This is a genomic window from Rhodovulum imhoffii, from assembly GCF_003046545.1.
GTDB lineage: Bacteria > Pseudomonadota > Alphaproteobacteria > Rhodobacterales > Rhodobacteraceae > Rhodovulum > Rhodovulum imhoffii.
This window is the reverse complement of the sequence record NZ_QAAA01000042.1, coordinates 1-3,354: the sequence shown is the minus strand read 5'-3', so window position 1 is coordinate 3,354 and position 3,354 is coordinate 1. Positions and strand designations below refer to the sequence as shown.

The following is a 3,354-nucleotide window of genomic DNA, read 5'->3' as shown; positions in this document are numbered from 1 at the left end:
CACCGCCGGTCACCCCGCCAGCAGGATCGACGAGCTCCTGCCATGGAACTTCAACCCGTCAAGCTGAACAGGCGTGCCGCGGTGACAGCGCTTACGTTTATCCTGCGAGGTGTGCCCTGCCACGTCCGATCCGATAACGGCCCCGAGTTCATCGCCAAGGCGGTGCGGCACTGGATCGACGCGGTGGGCGCTAACACCGCGTTCATCGAACCGGGTAGTCCCGATCAGACAGCACAAACTGAACCAGGAAGGTGTCTAGGAAACTCGGGGCACCTCAGTCTGACTAAGGGCCACCAAATATCGCTTTCGGTACGCACCGGTTGCCCGGCGCGTCCCCATGGCCTCTCGCCTTCCAGCGTTTTGCCGGCCCGATGTCAGATTTCCATATCGTCGATTGGAACACCGGCCTTGACTGCGGAAATGAACCAGCCCGGTCGGCGTCCCCGCCCCGACCATGTCTGGGCCGGGTTGTCAGGGTTGACGTATCGGCCCGTCGTTGTCTCCCCAAGAGGTCTTGGCGGTGCAAGCAATTCGGGCAGCGAAAAGCCATATTTTTGTGCAGCACTATGAACCGCGTCCAGAGCCTCTTTGCGTATATGGGCCTCGCGTTCGGCAAGGGTCTCTTCGATTTGGGATCTCAGGCTGAGAAGCTCTTCCCGGTTCAGGTGATCGAGATCAATCTTCATTTTTGCCTCCAGTGGCATCGATTTCGACACTTGTACCCACACAAATCGTATCTTCCGAAGCGGACCAGTATCTAAAGCCCTCTCCGTTGCACGTCCTTTGGATTTTTTTTCCTTCGTCTATCATCGTCACCCGATAACATCCTTAGATTCTTATAGCCGTTTCAGTTCTGCCCCTCGGGACGGTTTGTTTTAGGTGCATAAATGATTTTTAATCTTATTTGCAACAGGCAGATCGTTTTTATCTGTGCATTATGCCCCGCTTCCCGATTTACCGGCTTTTTTGATCTGCGCAGGGCGCCATGAAAAGAAGGTCGGGATGCAAGGCGGCCCGAAGGGACAATCCCATAAGCACTTCATTTTTAAAATTTTTTCCTGCTTCATGTGCCTGAGTCTCATAAGCATGCAATTTGATGCCCAAGTCAATATAGCCTTTGAGATAGGCCCTGCGTAACGGACTTCAATTTTTGGGATTGTAGATCGGCTGATTTGTGCCGAATATAAAAATCCTTTGCTAGGTCTTGAAATTCAAAAGAATGCAAAGAGAAATTCAGGGCCATCAGGACGGATGAATGTTATGGAGATGGTTCGGGGAATATGAACCATTGAGTGAGGCGAATTTTCCGTTTCCGATCCGGCAGCGTTGCCGGGACGGAGCTGTGGTCCGGAAAGACGATCAAGCGGCGATACAAATGGGAGGGACTGTTGCGATGAAGGCGGACACCACGCGACGGCTGCTCTTGCCAGCATGGGCCAGGGCATTGCGCTGGGAATGCACGCGGCAGCGCTGCCAGGTCGTGGACAGGACGCGGGCCGTGGCCGCCTTGATGCCTTCGTGCGCGTCCGAGATGACGAGCTTCACGCCTGACAGGCCGCGCCGGACGAGATCGCGGAGAAATTCGGTCCAGAAGGTCTCGGCCTCCGAGGCCCCGATGGCCATGCCAAGCACCTCGCGCCTGCCGTCGGTATTGACGCCCACGGCCAGCGTGACCGCGACGCTGACGATGCGACCGCCCTGGCGCACCTTCAGATAGGTCGCATCGATCCATAGGTAGGGCCACTCGCCTTCGATGGGCCGGGTCAGGAAAGCATCGACGCGCTCGTCGATTTCCTCGCACAGCCGACTGACCTGGCTCTTCGGGATACCCGTCCCGCCCATCGCCTGTCCTTGACGACCTTCTCGCCGTGGCTCTCCTTGGTTTCGGGTTTCTGTCTCATCTCCACTCCTTGGTGGTTACGATGTGCCAGAAACCCTCTCTTATCAAATCACCCTAATCTGTCCCATTGGCGCTGACGTCAGACAGTCCTGAAAAAGCATCCAAAGTATCAGCGGTCATGCTTGATAATAGTCGTCTACATAGGAAAATTCCCGCCATGGGGCTGCCCTTGACCCGACAGCTGTCACCGAGGCTCTCACCGGGGCGCCTTGCCGCTCCAAGCTTCTCCATAAAAAATTATTACTTTAATTCCGGTTTTGAAAATATAAAGATAAAAGCCAATATTTTGGCGCATGTTCGAGGTCGGCCGCAATGAGCATCTTGGTTGTAGAAGACCAGAACGACTTCGCCCGCTTGATACAGCTGGCTTTATCACAAGTCTGCCCGGTGAGCGTAGCGAACTCCGTAGCAATCGCAAAAGAGCGCCTTCTTACCCAGTATTTCGATTTTGTCCTGATTGATATCGGCCTCGGAGACGGGAGCGGTTTTGAGATCGCGGAATTCATCCGCAAGCATGATGAGCTTGCAAGAGTTCGGATCATCTTCGTCTCCGCAGAGGGCGGGGCGGCAGCTCGGGACAGGGCGCTTGAACTCGGTGCCGACGACTTCATCGAAAAACCGATACGTCTCAACGAATTGGTTCTGAAAGTCCGGAACAAACTTCACCATGACAGAATTGCGCGATTGGGCGCACGATCCTCTGGAGACGCCGGGGCCGAAAGCGCCGAACAAGAAAGATTCAATGCCACCACTGAACCGTTCTCCAGCCTGTTCCACAATGCCCGGTCAGAATGTGAGGATATCCGCATGGTGATGCTTCTGAACCGGGGCAATCCCAATTTCAGGCTGGAGGACGCGGCAAGTGCCCTTGCCACAAGCAAACGCAGCCTGCACCGTCGCTTGAAGCACTGCTTCGGTCAGTCGTTCTCGAAGGTGATGTCAAGCTGCCGCCTCGAACACGGGTACAGGCTTTTGGAGGCGGGTCATTCCGTGGGTTTTTCTGCTAAGTCGTCCGGATTCAGAAGTTCAACCCATTTCAGCACCGCCTTTCACAGACAGTTCGGATATCCTCCGAGCAGCCTCCAGAAACGCGGGGAACATTTTACGCAGGTAAAGGGCAAGGATGCGGGGAGCGGGAGGAGCGATGACGGTTCCGCGTCATGACCCGTGATGATCTCCGCATCCCGCCCCCGGCTAAAATCGTCCGAAACGATCGCTGCCACATGGCGCAGGGGGGCACAGGCCGCAAGAAGACATCTTCGGGTCTGTTGCGCTGGCGCCCGCCCCCCAGAAAGAGCGTTCGTTGGGACTGTAGCATTAACCGCGCTATTTGGCGACCTTCCTGCTTTTTGCGGTCGATCATGGCGCGTCAGTCACCGTTCAAGCATCACCGTTTTCCGCGTGACATCATACTTTGCGCGGTGCGGTGGTATCTGCGCTTCCCGCTGTCCTTC

General features: G+C 55.6%; 2 protein-coding genes and 3 pseudogenes. 3 read left to right on the top strand and 2 right to left on the bottom strand.

The window, feature by feature from the left end:
- A pseudogene (locus C8N32_RS15405) lies at positions 1–243 on the top strand (hypothetical protein); the annotation flags it as partial.
- Between the two features lie 131 nt (positions 244–374).
- Here the strand turns inward: C8N32_RS15405 and C8N32_RS14615 are convergent.
- Positions 375–686 carry an H-NS histone family protein gene (locus C8N32_RS14615; RefSeq protein WP_170106825.1) on the bottom strand — a complete coding sequence of 104 codons (312 nt, stop codon included), beginning with the start codon at positions 684–686 and terminating at the stop codon, positions 375–377.
- A gap of 700 nt (positions 687–1,386) precedes the next feature.
- Positions 1,387–1,848: pseudogene (locus C8N32_RS14610) on the bottom strand (IS256 family transposase); the annotation flags it as partial.
- A gap of 364 nt (positions 1,849–2,212) precedes the next feature.
- Here C8N32_RS14610 and C8N32_RS14605 point away from each other — a divergent pair.
- Together C8N32_RS14605 and C8N32_RS15600 are read left to right on the top strand one after the other, a co-directional pair.
- Positions 2,213–3,064, top strand: a complete 852-nt coding sequence (locus C8N32_RS14605; RefSeq protein WP_107893695.1) for a response regulator — start codon at positions 2,213–2,215, stop codon at positions 3,062–3,064.
- A 197-nt stretch (positions 3,065–3,261) separates the two neighbouring features.
- A pseudogene (locus C8N32_RS15600) lies at positions 3,262–3,354 on the top strand (IS6 family transposase); the annotation flags it as partial.